This window comes from Streptomyces sp. NPDC034099 (genome assembly GCF_055575415.1).
The window spans coordinates 24,633-42,254 of record NZ_JBVISR010000015.1 but is presented as its reverse complement, the minus strand read 5'-3'; the positions used below and the strand labels follow the sequence as shown (position 1 = coordinate 42,254).

16 protein-coding genes are annotated in these 17,622 nt (G+C 73.0%); 6 read left to right on the top strand and 10 right to left on the bottom strand.

Translation table 11 applies throughout. From position 1 onward, the window contains the following. From cbiQ to ACZ56V_RS32780, 3 genes are all read left to right on the top strand, one after another. Positions 1–762 (top strand): cobalt ECF transporter T component CbiQ, encoded by a 762-nt coding sequence (gene cbiQ, locus ACZ56V_RS32790; RefSeq protein WP_356359260.1) that lies wholly within the window; start codon positions 1–3, stop codon positions 760–762. Then, positions 750–1,547 carry an energy-coupling factor ABC transporter ATP-binding protein gene (locus tag ACZ56V_RS32785; protein ID WP_398915574.1) on the top strand — a complete coding sequence of 266 codons (798 nt, stop codon included), beginning with the start codon at positions 750–752 and terminating at the stop codon, positions 1,545–1,547. Before cbiQ ends, ACZ56V_RS32785 begins: the two co-directional genes overlap by 13 nt. 95 nt (positions 1,548–1,642) lie before the next feature. After that, complete coding sequence (locus tag ACZ56V_RS32780; RefSeq protein ID WP_467379847.1) at positions 1,643–2,848, top strand: serine hydrolase domain-containing protein; 1,206 nt, start codon at positions 1,643–1,645, stop codon at positions 2,846–2,848. Between the two features lie 46 nt (positions 2,849–2,894). Here the strand turns inward: ACZ56V_RS32780 and ACZ56V_RS32775 are convergent, their stop codons facing one another. The 5 genes from ACZ56V_RS32775 to ACZ56V_RS32755 all read right to left on the bottom strand — a co-directional run bounded on the left by ACZ56V_RS32775 (position 2,895) and on the right by ACZ56V_RS32755 (position 7,703). After that, the gene (locus tag ACZ56V_RS32775) at positions 2,895–3,170 is read right to left on the bottom strand and encodes a DUF1876 domain-containing protein (protein WP_398915572.1); all 276 of its coding nucleotides are present in this window, start codon (positions 3,168–3,170) and stop codon (positions 2,895–2,897) included. Positions 3,171–3,235: 65 nt separating this feature from the next. Beyond that, the gene (locus ACZ56V_RS32770; RefSeq protein WP_398915570.1) at positions 3,236–4,081 is read right to left on the bottom strand and encodes an EamA family transporter; all 846 of its coding nucleotides are present in this window, start codon (positions 4,079–4,081) and stop codon (positions 3,236–3,238) included. Further along, the gene (locus tag ACZ56V_RS32765) at positions 4,078–4,587 is read right to left on the bottom strand and encodes a YbaK/EbsC family protein (RefSeq protein WP_468947288.1); all 510 of its coding nucleotides are present in this window, start codon (positions 4,585–4,587) and stop codon (positions 4,078–4,080) included. Before ACZ56V_RS32765 ends, ACZ56V_RS32770 begins: the two co-directional genes overlap by 4 nt. Positions 4,588–4,756: 169 nt before the next feature. After that, complete coding sequence (locus ACZ56V_RS32760) at positions 4,757–6,994, bottom strand: MMPL family transporter (protein WP_398915565.1); 2,238 nt, start codon at positions 6,992–6,994, stop codon at positions 4,757–4,759. A 109-nt stretch (positions 6,995–7,103) separates the two neighbouring features. Then, positions 7,104–7,703 carry a TetR/AcrR family transcriptional regulator gene (locus tag ACZ56V_RS32755; protein WP_052839282.1) on the bottom strand — a complete coding sequence of 200 codons (600 nt, stop codon included), beginning with the start codon at positions 7,701–7,703 and terminating at the stop codon, positions 7,104–7,106. A gap of 170 nt (positions 7,704–7,873) precedes the next feature. On the opposite strand from ACZ56V_RS32755, the gene ACZ56V_RS32750 reads away from it, so the two are divergent. Then, positions 7,874–11,653: a S41 family peptidase gene (locus tag ACZ56V_RS32750; RefSeq protein WP_468947285.1), complete on the top strand. Its 3,780-nt coding sequence runs from the start codon at positions 7,874–7,876 to the stop codon at positions 11,651–11,653. An 89-nt stretch (positions 11,654–11,742) separates the two neighbouring features. On the opposite strand, the gene ACZ56V_RS32745 is transcribed toward ACZ56V_RS32750, so the two are convergent. The 4 genes from ACZ56V_RS32745 to ACZ56V_RS32730 form a co-directional block, all read right to left on the bottom strand. Continuing rightward, a complete protein-coding gene (locus tag ACZ56V_RS32745; protein ID WP_356359274.1) occupies positions 11,743–11,970 on the bottom strand; it encodes a hypothetical protein in 228 nt (75 codons plus the stop codon). A gap of 88 nt (positions 11,971–12,058) precedes the next feature. Continuing rightward, positions 12,059–12,952, bottom strand: a complete 894-nt coding sequence (locus tag ACZ56V_RS32740; protein ID WP_356359276.1) for an SDR family oxidoreductase — start codon at positions 12,950–12,952, stop codon at positions 12,059–12,061. Beyond that, positions 12,949–13,902 (bottom strand): alpha/beta fold hydrolase, encoded by a 954-nt coding sequence (locus ACZ56V_RS32735; RefSeq protein ID WP_468947282.1) that lies wholly within the window; start codon positions 13,900–13,902, stop codon positions 12,949–12,951. The genes ACZ56V_RS32740 and ACZ56V_RS32735 overlap by 4 nt, the downstream gene beginning before the upstream one ends. Beyond that, positions 13,899–15,446: a flavin-containing monooxygenase gene (locus ACZ56V_RS32730; RefSeq protein WP_468947281.1), complete on the bottom strand. Its 1,548-nt coding sequence runs from the start codon at positions 15,444–15,446 to the stop codon at positions 13,899–13,901. Before ACZ56V_RS32730 ends, ACZ56V_RS32735 begins: the two co-directional genes overlap by 4 nt. 148 nt (positions 15,447–15,594) lie before the next feature. Here ACZ56V_RS32730 and ACZ56V_RS32725 point away from each other — a divergent pair, with 148 nt between their 5' ends. Next, positions 15,595–16,242, top strand: coding sequence for a MerR family transcriptional regulator (locus ACZ56V_RS32725; RefSeq protein WP_398915556.1), 648 nt, complete (start codon positions 15,595–15,597; stop codon positions 16,240–16,242). A gap of 15 nt (positions 16,243–16,257) precedes the next feature. Here ACZ56V_RS32725 and ACZ56V_RS32720 read toward each other — a convergent pair whose 3' ends face one another. Continuing rightward, a complete protein-coding gene (locus ACZ56V_RS32720) occupies positions 16,258–17,061 on the bottom strand; it encodes an exodeoxyribonuclease III (RefSeq protein ID WP_356359282.1) in 804 nt (267 codons plus the stop codon). 67 nt (positions 17,062–17,128) lie between these two features. Between ACZ56V_RS32720 and ACZ56V_RS32715 the strand changes: the two genes are divergently transcribed. After that, the gene (locus ACZ56V_RS32715; protein ID WP_356359284.1) at positions 17,129–17,614 is read left to right on the top strand and encodes a GNAT family N-acetyltransferase; all 486 of its coding nucleotides are present in this window, start codon (positions 17,129–17,131) and stop codon (positions 17,612–17,614) included. Positions 17,615–17,622: the final 8 nt, after the last annotated feature.

Genomic DNA, 17,622 nt, shown 5'->3' with positions numbered 1-17,622 from the left:
GTGGGTGCGGGTCACGCGCACCGGCTCTACCGGCACGGCCACTCCCCCGTGCACGGTCTGCCGCCGCACACCAAGCTCGCCGCGGCCTTCGCCTTCGTGGTCGTCGTGGTCTCGACGCCGCGCGAGGCGATGTGGGCCTTCGGCCTGTACGCGCTGCTGCTCGCGGCGGTGGCGTACGCGGCCCGCGTGCCGGTCGGCTTCCTGCTCAAGCGGCTGCTGATCGAGGTGCCGTTCGTCGCGTTCGCGGTGCTCATGCCGTTCGTGGCGGAGGGCGAGCGGGTCGACGTGCTCGGCCTGTCCCTGAGCGTCAACGGCCTGTGGGGTGCCTGGAACGTCCTGGCCAAGGGCACCCTGGGCGTCGCCGCCTCCGTGATCCTCGCGTCCACGACCGAGCTGCGGGAGCTCCTCCTCGGGCTCCAGCGGCTGAGGCTGCCGCCGCTGCTGGTGCAGATCGCCTCGTTCATGATCCGGTACGGCGACGTGATCGCGGACGAGATGCGGCGGATGCGGATCGCCCGGGAGTCCCGGGGCTTCGAGGCGAAGGGCGTACGGCACTGGGGCGTGCTCGCCAAGTCCGCGGGGGCCCTGTTCATCCGCTCCTACGAGCGCGGCGAACGCGTCCACCTGGCCATGGTCAGCCGCGGGTACGCCGGTTCGATGCCGGTGATCGACGAGGTGACCGCGGACCGGGCGCAGTGGTCGTACGCGCTGGCCCTCCCGTGTGCGGCGCTGGTGGTCTGTCTGCTGGGATGGACCCTGTGACCGACCACCCCGTGACCAGCGGCCCCGTGACCGACACGCCCGCCTCCCTCGACGTCTCCGGCCTCGCCTTCGCCTACCCCGACGGGCACCAGGCCCTGTTCGGCGTGGACTTCTCCGTCGCGCGCGGGGAGCGGGTCGCGCTGCTCGGGCCGAACGGCGCGGGCAAGACGACGCTCGTGCTCCACCTCAACGGCATCCTGACCGGCGGCACCGGCACGGTCACCGTCGCCGGACTGCCGGTCGACAAGCGGCACATGGCCGAGATCCGGCGCCGGGTCGGCATCGTCTTCCAGGACCCCGACGACCAGCTGTTCATGCCGACCGTGCGCGAGGACGTTGCGTTCGGACCGGCGGCGGCCGGGGTGAAGGGGGCGGAGCTGGAGGCCTGTGTGGACCGGGCGCTCACGCTGGTCGGCATGGCGGAGTTCAAGGACCGGCCGCCGCACCACCTCTCCTTCGGCCAGCGGCGCCGGGTGGCGGTGGCGACCGTGCTCGCCATGGAGCCGGAGATCCTGGTCCTGGACGAGCCCTCCTCCAACCTCGACCCGGCCTCCCGCCGCGAACTCGCCGACATCCTGCGCTCCCTGGACGTCACGGTGCTGATGGTCACCCACGACCTGCCCTACGCCCTGGAGCTGTGCCCCCGCGCCCTGATCCTGAGCGACGGCGTGATCGCGGCGGACGGACCGACCGCCGCGCTGCTCTCCGACGACGGCCTGATGCGCGCCCACCGCCTGGAACTGCCCTTCGGCTTCGACCCGCGGTCGGTGTCGGCGAGCGGGTGAGGAATCGCGGACGGTCGGTGGCGGTTGCACCCACTGTCGCGGGCGACCGGAAGGGGCGTGGGAAAGTGAACGGTGACGGGGACGGTGACGCCGCCGTGCGTGTGCACGGCACGGTGGCCGCGGGCTTCGAGCCGGTGCGGGACGCGTTCGTACGGAACTTCACCGCGCTCGGCGAGCGGGGCGCGGCCGTCGCCGTCTACCGGGACGGGCGCAAGGTCGTCGACCTGTGGGGCGGCACCAGGGACGTCGACGACACGGCCGGCACCGAGCCGTGGCGCCGGGGCACCGCCCAGGTGGTCCGCTCGGCGACCAAGGGCGTCGCCGCCGCCGTACCGCTGCTGCTGCACCAGCGCGGGGAGCTGGACCTGGACGCGCCGGTGGGCGAGTACTGGCCGGAGTTCAAGGCGCACGGCAAGGAGCGGGTGCTGGTCCGGCACATGCTGAACCACCGGGCCGGGCTGCCGGTCCTGGACCGCCCGCTCACCCCCGAGGACGCCCTGGACCCGCTGCGGGGGCCCGCTGCCGTCGCCGCCCAGGCACCGGTCTGGGAGCCCGGCACCGACCACGGCTACCACGCGCTGACCTACGGCTGGCTGCTCGACGAGCTGGTCCGGCGGGTGACGGGCGGGCGGGGCGCCGGGCAGTGGATCGCGGACGAGATCGCCGGGCCGCTGGGCCTGGACCTGTGGGTGGGGCTGCCCGCGGCGGAGGAGGCGGCGGGCCGGGCCGGTCGCGTCGGGCGCCTGCCGGACCCCGAGCCGTCCGGGGCCGGACCGTCCGGCAACGGGCCGCGGCTGCGCCCCAAGCGCTCCGTCACCGAAGCCTACGAGAACCCGGACTCCCTCACCCGCCGCGCCTTCGCCGCGATCACCCCGTTCCCCGACCAGAACGACCCGGTGTACCGCGCGGCCGCGCTCCCGGCCGCCAACGGCATCGCGACGGCCGACGGCCTGGCCCGCTTCTACGCGGCGCTGATCGGCGAGGTCGACGACGTGACGCGCGGCGTGCGGCTGTTCGACCCGGCGACCATGGAGCTGGCCCGCGCCGAGGAGTCCGCCGGGCCCGACCGGGTCCTGGTCGTCGGCACCCGGTTCGGCCTCGGTTACATGCTGCACGGCAGCGCGTCCCCGTTCCTGGCCCCCGGCTCCTTCGGCCACCCGGGCCGCGGCGGCTCCCTGGGCTTCGCCGACCCGGAGGCCGGCATCGCCCTGGGCTACGTCACCAACGGCTTCCGCAAGACCGTGACGGCGGACCCGCGGGCGCAGGCGCTGGTACGGGCGGTCCGCGCGTCGCTCCCCTAGGACCGGCGCACCCGGGGCCAGTCCTGGAGACAGCCCCCGGTCCGGTTCAGACGTGGATCGGGTGCGAGGTCCGCCCGGACGCCGTGTCGATCTCGTCGTGGGCCTTGGTGAGCAGCCGCATCGCCAGCTCGTTCAACGCCCGTGCGCCCGCGACCTCCTCACCGACGCGTGGCTGCTGGGCGTCGACCCGGTGACGGCTGGCGTGGCCGTGCGCGCGGACCTCGGTGCCGTCGGGGAGCCGCACCATCGCGACCGCCCGCGTGTGCTGGTCGTCCTCCACGAACTCCAGCTCGACATGCCATCCCACTGTGGTGTGCATCATGGCGATCACCTCCGGAACACCTTCTTCCAGGGTGCGCCTGTCCGCGGCGGGGCGCACCACTGCGGCTATCCCGTGCGCAGCATCAGCCCGATCCCGACGACCAGGAGGCCCGCCGCCGCGATCCGGGGCGCGCCGAACCGCTCCTTGAAGAACAGGGCCCCTATCGCGGCACCGACCAGGATGGACGACTCGCGCAGGGCGGCGATGGGCGCGAGGTCGGCGCGGGTCTGCGCCCACAGGACCAGGGCGTAGGCGGTGACGGACAGGGCCGCGCCGACCAGGCCGAGACCGGCCTGCGGCCGCAGCAGCGCCCAGGCCCCTGCGCGGTGCCGGTGGAGGAAGTACGCGGGCAGGACCGTGCCCTGCACCGCCATCAGCCAGGCGATGTAGCCGAGGGAGGACCCGGAGGCGCGTACGCCGAGGCCGTCGACGACCGTGTACGCCGCGATGGTCACGCCGGTCGCCAGGGCGGCGCCGATGGCCGACCAGTCGGGCCGGCGTCCGCGCAGTCCCCACAGGGCGACGCCGGTCAGTCCGGCGCAGGAGACCAGGATGCCCCCGGCCGCCCAGCCGTCCGGCACCTCGTGGGCGAAGGCGGCGGCGAGGACGGTGACCAGCAGCGGCGCGCTGCCGCGGGCGATCGGGTAGGCCTGGCCGAAGTCGCCCAGCCGGAAGGACCGCATCAGCAGGGCGTAGTACGCGATGTGGACGGCGGCGGAGACCAGCAGGTACGGCCACGCCCCGGCCGCCGGGAACGCCGTGAACGGCAGCAGCGCGAGCCCGATGAGCATCCCGCCGCCGGAGATCAGCGCGAACCCGGTCAGCTTGTCGGTGATCCGGTGGGCGATGGCGTTCCAGCTGGCGTGGGTGACCGCCGCGAGCAGGACCGCGGCGGTGACCAGCGGGGTCACGCGGAGCGCTCGCGCACGTCCACGAGGGCGGCGCCGGCGGTGGCGACGAGGTCCTTGGGCTCCATCGGGAAGACGGCGTACGGCGTGCCGGCGGCGGCCCAGACGACGTCGTGGGCGAGCAGCGACCGGTCGGCGAGCACCCGGGCCCTGGTCCGGTGCCCGAAGGGCGGCACCCCGCCGATCGCGTACCCGGTCGTCTCCCGTACGACGTCGGCCTTGGCCCGGGTGACCTTCTGGGCACCGAGTTCCTCGCGGACCCGGTCCAGGTCGACGCGGGAGGCGCCGTCCATGAGGACGAGTACGGGTACGCCGTCCGCGGCGAAGATGAGCGACTTGCAGATCTGGCTCAGCTCGCACCCGATGGCGGCGGCGGCCTCGGTGGCGGTGCGGGTGGCCTCCGGGAAGCGCCGGGCCCGTCCGGCCAGGTCGCCGAGGCCCAGTTCGCGCAGGGCGGCGGCGAAGCGCGGGTGGGCGGCGGAGTCGGAGGCGTCGTCGGTCGTCGTCATGGACCGCACCGTAGCGGTACGTGTAGCCGACAGGCGACCGGGTTACGGGGCCGCGCGAGGCGGGCCGAGGGGCCCCGGAACGGAGGAAGCCGGTGAGGGCAGCCCCGTCCCCACGGAACCCTCACCGGCTGGTCTGTGCCGTCCTCCTGTCAGAGGCCGCGGCGGCTGGTCAGGTGCGCACCAGCTCCCGGTCCTCGTCGGGGTCGGAGCGCCGCTCGTCGGCCGTGCGCAGGCCCTCGCCCTCGACGTCCACGTTGGGCAGCGCGCGGTCCAGCCACTTCGGCAGCCACCATGCCTTCTTGCCGAGCAGGGCGAGGACCGCCGGGACGATGGCCATGCGGACGACGAACGCGTCGAAGAAGACGGCGATCGCGAGACCGAAGCCGATCATCTTCACCATCGACTCGCTGGAGCCGATGAAGCCCGCGAAGACCGCCATCATGATCACCGCGGCGGCGGTGACGACCCGTGCGCCGTGCTTGAAGCCGGTGACGACGGCCTGGTGCGGCTTCTCGCCGTGGACGTAGGCCTCCCGCATGCGGGTGACCAGGAAGACCTCGTAGTCCATGGCCAGGCCGAAGACCACGCCGACCATGAAGATCGGCATCATCGACATGACCGGTCCGGTCTCCTCGACGCCCATCAGGCCGGACAGCCAGCCCCACTGGAAGACCGCGACGACCGCGCCGAGCGCCGCCATGACGGAGAGCAGGAAGCCGAGGGCCGCCTTCAGCGGGACCAGGATCGAGCGGAAGACCACGATGAGGAGGAGGAAGGCCAGGCCGACGACCAGGACCAGGTACGGCACCAGCGCGTCGTTGAGCTTCTGGCTGACGTCGATGTTCATCGCCGTCGAACCGGTGACCAGGGTCTCGGCGCCGGTCTTCGCCTCGATGTCGCCGCCCGCGTCACGGATGGCGTGCACCAGGTCCTCGGTCTGCACGGAGGACGGCTTGGAGTCCGGGATCACGGTGATCGTCGCGGTGTCGCCGCCCTTGTTGGGGGCGGGCGGGGTCACCGCCACGACGCCGTCGAGGTCCTTGATCCGCGTCTCGACGTCGGTGAAGGCGTCCTTCGGGGCGTCGCTGCCCTTGGCGTCCACGACGACCATCAGGGGGCCGTTGAAGCCGGGGCCGAAGCCCTCCGACAGCAGGTCGTAGGCGCGGCGCTGGGTGGTGGACGTCGGCTGGGAGCCGTCGTCGGGCAGACCCAGCTCCAGGGAGGTCGCGGGGATCGCGGCGGCGCCGAGGCCGATGACGCCCAGGAGGAGGACGGCGAGCGGACGGCGGACGACGAAGCTCGCCCAGCGGGTGCCCAGGTTGGCCTTGGGCCGGCCGTCCGGCTGGTCCGGCTTCGGCTCGCCCTTGCGGGAGCGGCCGAACAGCTTGCTCTTCGCGCCGGCCGGCTTGACCCGGCGCCCGGCGTAGCCGAGCAGCGCGGGGATCATCGTCAGGGCGATCAGGACCGCGATGGCGACGGTGCCGGCCGCCGCGATGCCCATCTTGGTGAGCATCGGGATGTTGACCACCGCGAGGCCCACCAGGGCGATGACGACGGTGAGGCCGGCGAAGACGACCGCCGAGCCCGCGGTGCCGACCGCCCGTCCGGCGGCCTCCTCGCGTTCGCGTCCCTCGGCGAGTTCGGCGCGGTAGCGGGAGACGATGAACAGGGCGTAGTCGATGCCGACCGCGAGACCGATCATCATCGCCAGGATGGAGGTGGTGGAGCCCAGTTCGAGCGCGCTCGCCAGCGCGGTGATCGAGGAGACGCCGATGCCCACGCCGATCAGGGCGGTGAGCAGGGGCAGCCCGGCCGCGACCAGGGAGCCGAAGGTGATGACCAGGACGACGGCGGCGACCGCGATGCCGATGACCTCGGTGGCGCCGGTCTCCGGAACGGCCTGGAGCGCGTCACCGCCGATCTCGACGGTCAGCCCGGCGTCGCGCGCCTGCTGGGCGGCGTCCTCCAGCGCGTCCTTGGTGGACTCCTCCAGCTCCATGCCGGAGACGTCGTACTTCACCGAGGCGTAGGCGACCGTGCCGTCCTTGCTGACGGCGTTGCCCTGGTAGGGGTCGGCGACCGAGGCGACCTCGGAGCCGTCCGCCAGTTCGTCGACGGTCTTGTGGACGGCCGCCTTGTTGTCGGCGTCCGTCATCTTCTCGCCGGACGGTGCCTTGAAGACGACGCGTGCGGTCGCCCCGTCGGCACTCTGGCCGGGGAAGCGCTGTTCCAGCAGGTCGAAGGCCTTCTGGGCCTCCGTTCCCGGGATGGAGAAGGAGGAGTTGCCGGCGGGCGGGGCGCTGGCCGCGCCGACGCCGGCGAGCGTCAGCAGAGCCACCCAGATCAGGGCGACGAAGTGTCGTCGGCGGAAGGCGAGCCGGCCGAGTTTGTAGAGGAACGTGGCCACGAGGGCGTACTCCCGGTCAGGTCGTGGGTCTTCAGGGCAGGGGTGATCAGCCCGACGACGTGAGCGGTTACGTCAGGTGGGGCTCAGGTGTCACGGGGGCAGGGACGTGTCAGTGGGTGGAGACGCCGAGGGCGGGGAGGATCACGGCGTCGACGTAGGAGGCGAGGAACGCCCGGGTCGGCGGCTGGTCGTCCAGCAGCGTGCGGGTGGCGAAACCACCGACCATCATGTGCACGAGGAAGTCCAGCGCCGGGCAGTCCGCTCTGATCTCACCGCGGTCGACGGCGCGTTGCAGCACACGCTGGAACTCGGCCATCTCCGGTTCGATGAGCTGTTCCCGGAACGCCTGGCGAAGGTCCGGGTTCTGGTGCAGCGCCATGGCGACACCCCGCATCAGCGCGGAGTTCTGCTCCATGGTGCAGTCGTCCTCACGCACCATGAGGGCGTGCAGGTCGCCGCGGAGCGAGCCGGTGTCGACGTCGCCGATCTTGCCCGGCTTGTTGTGCCGCATGGCCTTGACGACCAGCTCCGGCTTGCCGCCCCACTGGCGGTAGAGCGTCGCCTTGCTGGACCGGGTGCGCGCGGCCACGGCGTCCATGGTGAGGGCGTCGTAACCGACTTCGCGGAGCAGGTCGAGCACGGCCTCGTACAGCTCGGCCTCGCGCTCGGGAGTGATCCGGCTGCGGCGCGCGGTGGCGGTCTCCGTCATCTCGCTCACTCCTCTCCGTTCCGGTCGGCCGGTCCACTCGACCGGAACGACACCGTTTCGTACATGACGAATGTACCCCACCACCTAGCGAAACGAAACGGTTTCGTTCGTGGTGTGGGTCACGGTTGTCGGCACCGCATAAGTTGCCGGTACCCGGCGCCCGGAAAAGCATGGGGTGGGTGAGTTATCTGCGCCTTCCGCACCTCAGTGGCGACCAGCTGTGCTTCGTGGCCGAGGACGACCTCTGGCTCGCGTCCCTCGACGGTCCGGGGCGGGCCTGGCGGCTCACCGTCGACCGCACCAAGGCCGGTCCCCCGCGCTTCTCGCCCGACGGCCGCCACATCGCGTACACCAGCTGGCGCAGTCTGGTGCCGGAGGTCCACCTGGTGCCGGTGGACGGCGGCCCCGGACGGCAGCTCACCCACTGGGGCGGCTTCGACACCCGGGTCTGCGGCTGGTCGCCCCCCGATCCCGACGGCAGCACCGCCGTCCTCGCCGTCGCCTCGCACGGCGAGCCCTTCTCCCACCTCACCTGGGCCTACAAGGTCACCCCCGACGGCGACCCCGGCCGCAAGCTGCCCTGGGGCCCGGTCACCGACATCCAGGCCGCCGACCTGGACGGCGAGCGCAGGACGCTTCTCCTGACCGGCACCCCGCCGCACGAGCCCGCCGCCTGGAAGCGCTACCGGGGCGGTGCCACGGGCCGGCTCTGGCTGCACGGCGAGCGGCTCCTGCCCTACCTCGGCGGACACCTCGCCGCCCCCATGTTCGTCGGCGGCCGGATCGCCTTCCTCTCCGACCACGAGGGCGTCGGCAACCTCTACTCCTGCGCCCACGACGGCACCGGCCTGCGCCGCCACACCGACCACGACGCGTTCTACGCCCGCAACGCCTCCAGCGACGGCACCCGGGTGGTGTACCAGTGCGCGGGCGACCTGTGGATCGTGGACGACCTCGCGCCCGGCTCGGCGCCGCGCCGGCTCGACGTGCGGCTGAGCGGGCCGCGCGCGGGACGGCGTACGTACCAGGTGCCCGCCGCGCAGCACGTGGGCGGCGTCTCCGTCGACGAGACGGGCCGCGCGAGCGCCGTCGTCGTACGCGGCAGCCTGTACTGGCTCACCCACCGCGACGGCCCGGCCCGCACCATCGCGGACACCCCGGGGGTACGGGTGCGGCTGCCGGAGATGCTCGGGGAGAGCGGACGGATCGCGTACGTGACGGACGCGGAGGGCGAGGACGCCGTCGAGGTCTCCTACCTGCCCCGGGCGACCGGCGGCCGCGCGACCCGGCGGCTGGCCTCCGGGCGCCTCGGCCGGGTCCTGGAGCTGGTCTCGGACCCGGCGGGCGACCGGCTCGCCGTCGCCTCGCACGACGGACGGCTGCTGATCCTCGACGTCACGGAACCGGACACGGAGGTGGCGCTGACGCTGGACGCGGGGGACGCCGGGTACGCGGCGGAGGACAACGCGCCGGGGACGGCGGCCGGAACGGCCACGGGCGCGGGGGGAGGCGGCCCCACCGGAGGCGAGCCGACGGCAAGCGGCCCGGCGGACAGCGAGCCAACGACAAGCGGCCCCGCGGACAGCGAACCGACCGCAAGCGACCCCTCGGAATGCAAGCCGACGTCCGGCGGCACGACGGTCAACAGCACGGCGGCAGGCGACTCCGCCGGAGGCGACCCCGCCCGAGGCGAGCCGACGGCAAGCGGCCCGGCGGACAGCGAGCCAACGGCAGTCAGCCCCGCGGACAGCGAACCGACCGCAAGCGGCCCCGCGGCTGGCGCCCCCACGCCCGACGTCCCCGGCGCGGGCGCCCCGCGCGACGGCGCCCGCCCCGGCTCCGGACCGGCCGCCGCAAGCCCCGCCACGGGCGACACTGCGACGCCGGGCGCCACCGGCACCCCCGCAACCGCCGGAGGCCAGGTCACCGAGTTGATCCGCTCCGTCAACGGCCCCGTGCGCGACCTCGCCTTCTCGCCCGACGGGGCCTGGCTCACCTGGTCGCACCCGGGCATCGGACGCACCCTGCGGCAGATCAAGATGGCCCGGATCGACGGCCCGGAGGGCACCCTCGTCGTCGACGTCACCAACGGCCGCTTCGAGGACGAGAACCCGGTGTTCACCCGGGACGGCCGCTACCTCGCCTTCCTGTCCTGGCGCGGCTTCGACCCGGTGTACGACGTGCACACCGGCGACCTGTCCTTCCCGCTGGGCTGCCGCCCCTACCTGGTGCCGCTGTCCTCGGCGACCCCCTCCCCCTTCGCCCTCAACCCCGAGGGCCGCCCCGCGGCCGGGGGCCTCGACCCGCTGGAGGACGAGCCCGGCGAGGGCGGTGCGGTGACCGTCGAGGTCGAGGGGCTGGAGAACCGGGTGACGCCGTTCCCGGTCACCGCCTCCAAGTACTCGGCGCTGGAGCCGGTCGCGGGCGGCGGCCTGGTCTGGCTGCGCTGGCCGATCTCGGGCGCGCTCGGCGAGACCTTCGCCAACCCGGCCGACCCGAGCGAGCGGCCCACGCTGGAGCACTTCAACCTGGCCAAGGCGAAGAAGTCCGAACTGGTCGACCACCTCGACTGGTTCCGGGTCAGCGGCGACGGCAGCCGCCTGGTCGTGCTCGACGAGGGCGACCTGCGCGCCGTACCGGCGACCGAGGTGGGCGACGGCGACTCGACCACCTGGATCGACCTGCGCCGCATCCTGCACGAGGTCGACCCGCCCGCCGAGTGGCGCCAGGCGTACGACGAGGCGGGCCGCCTGATCCGCGCCCATTTCTGGGACCCCGGCATGTGCGGCATCGACTGGGACGCGGTCCTCGACCAGTACCGCCCGCTGCTCGAACGCGTCGCCTCCCCCGACGAGTTCGCCGACCTGCTGCGCGAGGTGCTCGGCGAGCTGGGCACCTCGCACGCCTACGTCGTCGCCGCCCGGCGCAACGAGGGACCGGCGCACTACCAGCGCTGGCAGGGCCTGCTCGGCGCCAACTTCGTCTGCCGGGACGGACGGTGGGTGGCCAGGCGCATCCTGCCGGGCGACTCCTCCGACTCCAGGGCCCGCTCCCCGCTGGCCGGCACGGGCATCCGCGACGGTGCCGTCCTGACCCATGTCGACGGCCGCCCGGTCGATCCGGTCCAGGGCCCCTCCCCGCTGCTGGCGGGCGCGGGCGGTACGACGGTGGAGCTGACCTTCTCCCCCGCCGAGGGCTGCCGGGGCCCCTCCCGCCGGGTCGCCGTCGTACCGCTCGTCGACGAACGCCCCCTGCGCTACCAGGACTGGGTGGCCAAACGCCGGGAGGTGGTGCGGGAGTTGAGCGGGGGCCGGTGCGGCTACCTGCACATCCCCGACATGGGCGGCTCCGGCTGGGCGCAGTTCAACCGCGACCTGCGCATGGAGGTGTCCCGGCCCGCACTCATCGTGGACGTGCGCGGCAACGCGGGCGGGCACATCAGCGAGCTGGTCATCGAGAAACTGACCCGGACCATCCTGGGCTGGGACCTGACGCGGGACGCCCAGCCGGTGTCGTACACCTCCAACGCGCCGCGCGGCCCGGTCGTCGCGGTCGCCGACGAGGCGACGTCCTCCGACGGCGACATGATCACGGCCGCGTTCAAGCTGCTGCGGCTCGGCCCGGTGGTCGGGCAGCGCACCTGGGGCGGCGTGGTCGGCATGACCGGCCGGCACCGGCTCGGCGACGGCTCGGTGATCACGGTGCCGATGAACGCGGCCTGGTTCGACGCCTACGGCTGGTCCGTGGAGAACTACGGCGTCGCCCCCGACGTCGAGGCGCTGCGCTCCCCCCTGGACTGGGCCGAGGGCCGCTACCCGGTCCTCGACGAGGCGGTGCGCCTTGCGTTGGAGCTGCTGGAGACCAACCCGCCTGCCACGCCGCCCGGTTATGACGCCGTACCGGACCGCTCGCGTCCGCCGCTGCCGCCGCGGGAGCGGGAATCCTGGTAAACACCTCTGGTGGCACGGGGACGGTGGCACGGGAAAGGGCGCCCACCGGTGACCACCGGGGGGCGCCCTCTCACTTCAGCGGCGGCGCGTCAGGCGTCGAAGCTGTCCTGCAGCCGCTCGTCCTCGTCGCGGCGGCGCGAGGACGGGTTCTGGTGCTCCGACTCGCGGCGGCGCGAGGCCGGGGAAGCCGGGTCCATCTCGTCCTCGTCGCTGCGGCGGTCGCGGTTCTGGAACTGGTCCCGCGCCTGCTCGGCACGCTGCTTGCCCTGCTGCTGCATGCGCTCGGCCTTGTCCTGGAACTGGTCCTTCATACCCATGTGGGTTCACTCCTGTGGTGATCGGGCCCGACCGGTTCGGCCGGGCGCTCGATCAGATTCACACGAGCCGTGACCGTGCGCATGTCGATCACTTACGCACCGTAGTCGCGCTGGTGGGACGCCGTTCGTCGGCCGCTCCACCGGCGCCGACCAGGCCGATCCGCCTGCCGTTCAGCCGGTCGCCGAAGCGCCGCATCTCGCGCTGCCCGACGGTGCCGATGACGGCCGGCAGGTAGCCGCGCACGCCCTGCATGCCGCGCAGCCACCACTGCCCGTAGACGTGCGCGGAACGGCGCTCGACTCCCTCCACCAGCCGGTCGACCGCCGGGCCCAGCGGATAGGTCTTGTTCGACGGCCAGGGCAGCCGCTGCCGCAACTCCCGCATGACGTCGTCCTGGTCCGCCCCGCGCACCATGTCGGTGTCGGTCCAGGACAGGTAGCCGACGCCGACCTTCACGCCCCGGTGCCCGACCTCGCCGCGCAGGCTGTGCGCGTACGCCTCGACGCCGGACTTGGAGGCGCAGTAGGCGCTCATCATCGGGGCGGGGGTGAGGGCGGCCAGCGAGGCGATCTGGAGCAGGTAGCCGCGGCTCTCCAGCAGGGCGGGCAGGAAGGCGCGGGCGGTGACGGCCGAGCCGATCAGGTTGACCTCGATCACCCGCCGCCAGGACTCCGGGTCGGAGTCGACGAAGGGACCGCCGGTGGCCACACCCGCGTTGGCGACGACGATGTCGACCTTCCCGAAACGATCCTTCACCTCCGCCGCCACCCGGGCCATCGCCTCGTGGTCGGTGACGTCGGCGTGCCAGTGGTCGCTGTCGCTGTGCAACCGGGCGGACACCTGCTTGAGTTCGTCCGGCTCCAGGCCGACCAGCGCGACCTTCACCCCGCGCGCGGACAGCTTGCGGGCCATCAACTCCCCGACGCCCCGCGCCGCTCCGGTGACGACGGCGACCCGCCCTTCCAGGCTCACCCTGCTCATGCGCTCTCCTCGGCGTGTACGGCGTCTTCGGCACGCTCACCGCGTGCGCTCGGTATGTGGGTGGCCGCGAGGGCCCGTATCTTCCCGCTGACCAGCTCCGGGGCCTCCACCGGCGTCATGTGGCCGAGCCCCGGGAGTTCGGTGAGGCCCACGCAGTCGGGCAGCGCGGCGGCCAGCGCGCGGGACAGCACGGGCGGCGTCAGCCGGTCCGCCGTACCGACCACGATCTCCACCGGCATCCGCAACTCCCGTACGCCGTGGTCGAGGTCGAGCAGGTCGAGCACCTGGGACCAGCCGTGCCGCACCCGGCTCGGGCAGGCGTGCACGATCCGGGCGCAGGCGTCGACCATGTGCGGAAGGGAAGCGGGGCCCATCGTCCCGTACTTGAGGATCCGGCGGGCCAGCGGTGTGACCGGCCCGAGCGGCGCCCGGGAGCCGAGGATCCGCCGGGTCAGCCAGGTGCGTACCCAGCCCGCCCGCATCGGCAGCACGGTGGCGGACGCCACCAGCCGTGCGCTGCCCGTGCTGCACAGCAGGACGGCCGCCGCGTGCTCGCGCACCGCGGGGCGGGTCGCCGCGGCCATCAGCGTCATCCCGCCCATGGAGTGCCCGGCGATCACGGCCCGCTCGCCCGGCGCGAGGGTGGCCGTGAGGACGGCTTCGAGGTCGTCGGCGAGCGGTTCGGTGCCGTACGCCGGGTTGGCCGGGCTGCGTCCGTGGCCGCGCTGGTCGTAGGCGATGACGCGGTGGTCGACGGCCAGTTCGCGGATCTGCGCCGCCCAGAAGGCGGTGGAGCAGCACCAGCCGTGCGCGAGGACGACTGCGGGGGCGTCCTCGGGGCCGTGCATCTCGACATGGACGCGGGCGCCGTCGGCGGCGGTGACGGTCAGCTCGCGGGCGGGCACGGGCGGGGCGTACGGCCCGTCGGCGACGTGCGGCAGGCGGCTCACGCGCTCACCTCGGCGTCCGCGTCGGCGGCCTTCGCCGTGGGCTCTGCGGCGGCCTTCGCGGGGGCCGGGCGCAGCACCTGGTACTCCGCGAGGTCCACGCGCCGTGTCTCCCGCCGGAACTCGGCGGTCGTGCCGGGCCAGACGGTGGTGTTGCGGCCGCTCGCGTCCAGGTACCAGCTGGTGCAGCCGCCGGTGTTCCACACCGTGCGCTTCATGCGCTCCTGCACCCGGTGGTTCCAGTTGCGCACGGCGGCGGGGCGCGGGTCGAGCGCGGTGCGGCCGCCGAGGATGTTCAACTGGCGCAGGTAGTCCGCCAGGTAGTTCAGCTGGGACTCGATCATCAGGATCATGGACGAGTTCCCGAGGCCGGTGTTGGGCCCGATGACCGTCATGAAGTTGGGGAAGCCGGCCGCCGTGCCACCGCGCAGCGCCTCCATGCCCCCCTTCCAGGTCTCGGCCAGCGTCCGCCCGTCCGCGCCCACGACCCGCTCGGCGATGGGCATGTCGGTGACGTGGAAGCCGGTGCCGAAGATGATCGCGTCCGCCTCGGCCTCGGTGCCGTCGGCGGCGACCAGCGTCGACCCGCACACCTCGCTGAGCCCGCTCGCGACCACGTCGACGTTGGGCTTGGCGAGCGCCGGGTAGTACGTGCTCGACAGCAGGATCCGCTTGCAGCCGATGCGGTAGTCGGGGGTGAGCTTGGCGCGCAGGGCCGGGTCCTTGATGGCGGCGCCCATGTTGCGCTTGGCGATCTGCTCGACGAAGCCCAGCTCGTCGGGGTGCTTGGTGAACGCCTGCACCTGGAGCTCCCGGATGCCCCACAGCAGCCCGCGGCGGAGCTTGGTGGTGACGGGCAGTGCCCGGTGCAGGGCCCGTTCGGCGCCGCTGATGGCCCGGTCCATGCGGGGCATCACCCAGGCCGGGGTGCGCTGGAAGAGGGTGAGCCGGCCCACCTTCGGCTGGATGGACGGCACGATCTGGATGGCGGAGGCGCCGGTGCCGATCATGGCGACGCGCTTGCCGGCGAGGTCGTAGTCGTGGTCCCAGCGGGCGGAGTGGAAGACCTTGCCGGGGAAGGAGTCGAGCCCCGGGATTTCCGGGACCTTGGGGTCGGACAGCGGCCCGGTCGCGGAGACCACGACGTCGGCGGTGAGCGTGCCGCGCGCGGTCTCGATCTCCCAGTGCAACTGCTCGGTGTCCCACGCCATCCGCTTCACCTCCGAGTCGAAGCGGAGGTGGGGGCGCAGCCCGAAGGTGTCGGTGACGTGCTCCAGGTAGGCGCGGATGTGCTCCTGCCCGGAGAAGGTGCGCGGCCACTCGGGGTTGGGCGCGAAGGAGAAGGAGTACAGGTGGGACGGCACGTCGCAGGCGCAGCCGGGGTAGCTGTTGTCCCGCCAGGTGCCGCCGACGCTGCCGGACCGCTCCAGTACGACGAAGTCGGTGATCCCTTCGCGCCGCAGCCGCACGGCGGCCCCGAGACCGCCGAAGCCGGACCCGATCACCGCCACCCGTACGTGTTCGTGAACCTGCTCGTGCTCGGCCATCCCGGAGCCTCCACGCTTGCCTGGACCGTCTGGAACCTGGAACCGTGCCAGTGAACACTGGCGCAATGGGAGCGTAGAGCAGGTCCGTACTCATGGGTAGGGGTCGGGCGCAGGAAAGTTACCGGCGGTACGCCATAAGGTCGTGGACGTGACCGACAAGCGTGAATACCGCGTGGAGGAGCTGGCCCGGCTGGCCGGCATCACGGTGCGCACCCTGCGCTTCTACCGCGAACGCAAACTGATCCCGCCGCCCCGCCGCGAGGGCCGCATCGCCTGGTACGACGACCACCACCTGGCCCGGCTGCGCACCATCGGCGCCCTGCTGGACCGCGGCCACACCCTGAACGGCATCGCGGAACTGGCCGACGCCTTCGACCACGGCCGCGACGTCGGCGACCTGCTCGGCCTCGGCGAGCCCACCGAGGAGACCCCGGTCCGCCTCACCCCCGAGGAACTCGCCGCCCGCTTCGAGGGCGAGGTCACCCCGGAGAACCTGGCGGCCGCGATGGAGCTGGGCTACCTCGGCACCGACGGCGACGAACTCGTCCACATCAGCCACCGCCTGCTTGAGGTCTCCTCCGCCCTGGTCCGCGAGGGCATACCGCTCGGCGAGGTCCTCGAGGCCGGCGCCCGCGTCCGCGAGCACGCCGACGCCCTCGCCGAACTCTTCGCCGACCTGATACTGCGCCACGCCCCCGAACCGGAACTCCACCGCCTGCGCCCCCTGGCCCGCAGCGTGGTGGAGGCGGAACTGTCGCTGGCCCTGGACCGGCGGATGCGGAAGGGGTCGGAGTAGCTCCCCGCCCGGCCGTCAGGGGCCGTAGACCACCGTCACCGGCGCGTGGTCGGACCAGCGCTCGGCATGCGTGGCGGCCCGCTCGACGTAGCCCTTGAGGGCCCTGGCGGCCAGCCCGGGGGTGGAGAGGTGGTAGTCGATGCGCCATCCCGAGTCATTGTCGAAAGCCCGCCCCCGGTACGACCACCACGAGTACGGTCCCTCGACGTCCGGGTGCAGTGCGCGCACGACGTCCACGTACCCGCCCTCGGCCGGGTCGAGGACGCGGCTCAGCCACTCCCGCTCCTCCGGCAGGAACCCGGAGTTCTTCTTGTTGGCGCGCCAGTTCTTCAGGTCGGCCTCGCGGTGGGCGATGTTCCAGTCACCGCACACGACGACCTCGCGCCCCTCGGCGGCGGCGCGCTCGCGCAGGCCCTTGAGGTGGGCGAGGAACTCGTCCATGAAGCGGACCTTCTCGTCCTGGCGCTCGGTGCCGACCTCGCCGGAGGGCAGGTAGAGGGAGGCGACCGTCACACCGGGCAGGTCGGCCTCGACGTAGCGGCCACCGGTGTCGAACTCCGCCGAGCCGAAACCGACGCGGACGGCGTCGGGCTCACGGCGCGTGTAGAGGGAGACGCCTGCGCGGCCCTTGGCGGCGGCGGGGGCGTGCGTCACGTGCCAGCCCTCGGGCGTACGGACGTGTTCCGGCAGTTGGTGGGGTTCGGCCCGCACCTCCTGGAGGCACAGCACGTCGGCGGAGGTGTCGGCGAGCCACTCCACGAAGCCCTTCTTCGCGGCGGCGCGCAGACCGTTCACGTTCACGGAGGTCACGGTGAGCACCAGGGCACGATACCGGCACACTGGACGGTGTCCCGCTCCGGATACGCATCGATATACGGTAGGAAGCATGAACATACGCCGGGTCCCCTTCGACCACCCCGACGCCGTGAAGCTCAACGACGAGGTCCAGGCCGAGTACGACGTCCGCTACGGCGACGGCGGCGACGCCACGCACCTGGACCCGTCGGACTTCGCGCCCCCGAACGGCCAGTACCTGATCGCGTACGACGAGAACGACGTCCCGGTCGCCTCGGGCGGCTGGCGCAGTCAGGACGCCAACGACGAGGGCAATCTCGACGGGGACGCCGAGCTCAAGCGGATGTTCGTGGTCGAGCAGGTGCGCGGGCGCGGGCTGGCCCGCCGCATCCTGGCCGCCCTGGAGGAGGACGCCCGTGCGGCGGGCCGGACCCGGATGGTGCTGGAGACCGGCACGAAGCAGCCGGAGGCCGTGGCCCTGTACACGTCCAGCGGCTACGAGCCGTGCGCGAAGTTCGGCTACTACCGCTTCCACGAGGAGAGCCTCTGCTACGCGAAGGCCCTCCAGGCCCCGTAGCCGAGGGA